2 protein-coding genes are annotated in these 1,834 nt (G+C 43.5%); both read right to left on the bottom strand.

From position 1 onward, the window contains the following. The coding region (locus AB5H98_RS13360; protein ID WP_367926374.1) for an ATP-dependent 6-phosphofructokinase at positions 1-779 on the bottom strand (779 nt) is incomplete at its 3' end. A gap of 89 nt (positions 780-868) precedes the next feature. Further along, the coding region (locus AB5H98_RS13355) for an OB-fold nucleic acid binding domain-containing protein (RefSeq protein WP_367926373.1) at positions 869-1,834 on the bottom strand (966 nt) is incomplete at its 5' end.

Raw genomic sequence — 1,834 nt, 5'->3', positions numbered from 1 at the left:
GAACCACCACGCTGAACGTGACCAAGCACCGTTGCACGAGAGTCGATTCCAGTGCGGGCCTGAATTTCATTTGCAATTTCTGAAGCCTTACCAGCACCCTCTGCAACGACAATGATGAAATGCTTTTTACCTGTTTTCTGAGTTCCCTTCATTTTGGAAATCACATCGCGATCCAAATCAAACGGAACCTCAGGAATCAATGTAACAAGTGCTCCTACTGCAATACCAGTATTCAATGCAATATAGCCTGCATTGCGTCCCATTACTTCTACAACAGAGCAGCGATCATGACTTTGTGTGGTATCGCGTAATTTGTCAATCATTTCGACAGCGGTATTCATAGCTGTGTCATAACCAATGGTGTAGTCGCTGCATGCAATATCGTTATCAATTGTACCAGGAATTCCAATGCACGGAATTCCCTGTGCAGCCATATCCTTAGCACCGCGGAAAGATCCGTCACCGCCAATAACAACCAAGGCGTCAATGCCGGCTTTCCGACATGCATCGGCCGCTTTTTGCTGTCCTTCCAGAGTCTTGAACTCCAAACAACGCGCTGTGTACAGAATTGTACCACCGCGATGAATGATTTCGGAAACGCTCCGGAGATTCATATCAATAATATCTTCTGTCAGCAAGCCGTTGTACCCATGGCGAATTCCTTTTACCTTATAACCTTTGAAAAGCGCAGAGCGCACAACCGCACGAATCGCGGCGTTCATGCCCGGGGCGTCACCGCCGCTGGTTAGCACACCAATCGTTTTGATCTCGCTTGCCATAGATATATCCTCCTTCAAATATCCTGTCTTGTGGCTGCTTTTTATTATAAACATTTGTTGCGTCAAATTCAACCAGTTTTGTTATTAAATTATCGAACTTTTACATTTTCCTTTCCCAAAATCCGTTCCAGTTCAGAGATTAGCAGCTCATTTTGAACGCACCATAGCGATCTTGGGGCACGCATACGTTTATTTACGTCCTCAAAATACATATATACGGGGCAATCCCCTTCAAAAATGCTTAAAAGATTCCGGGTTTCCTCAAAGGCTGGACTTTTCATGGACGAAAGTCGCAACCAAAGTTCATTTTTTGTATTTTTGTTGCAAGAAGAGCTTTCTTTTTCTGTTCCGAACTCATCAATTTCCGTAATTTCCTCAGCAATAACTTTACTGGCCTCATCTTCTTTATAGGAGACACGCCCTGAAATAACTACAACCGCATTTTCACGCACAGCCTGTGAACACTTAAGTAGAATCTTTGGAAAAGCAAGAACTTCAATTGTTCCCGTAAGATCCTCTACTGTAATAAAGGCCATTACTCCACCGGATCTCGTATTAATGGTCTTACTGCGTACGACTGCACATACTAACCGAACACTTTGATTGTCGTATTGATGCGCTTGTTCGCCATTCAAATCGGCAATTTTACAAGTGGCATATTTTTCAATCTGCTCATGATATTGACCCAATGGATGTCCCGAAAGGTAAAGTCCACTGACCTCTTTTTCCATTTGAAGCAGCATATCGTAGGGGTATTCTTCACAGTCGGGAATTTTGTAATCCGAGACTGTATTGGATACGTCCGCAAACTCCCCAAAAAGATCCATTTGGCCTTCCAAATTTTTACGAGCGTCGCTTTCAACGCTTTTTAGAATTCCATCTATGGCATCCATCATACCACGTCTTTTGGATTCAATATTATCAAATGCCCCTGCTTTAATCATGCTTTCGACGGCACGACGATTAATTTCGGTTCCATGCATCCGGTGGCAAAAATCATATAAACTGCGATAAGGTCCCTCCTTTCGCATACGAACAACAGTGGCAATCAGGTT

The organism is uncultured Ruthenibacterium sp. (assembly GCF_963558415.1).
Lineage (GTDB): Bacteria > Bacillota > Clostridia > Oscillospirales > Ruminococcaceae > Ruthenibacterium.
The sequence above is the reverse complement of the archived record's forward strand: the minus strand, read 5'-3'. Positions and strand labels throughout refer to the sequence as shown.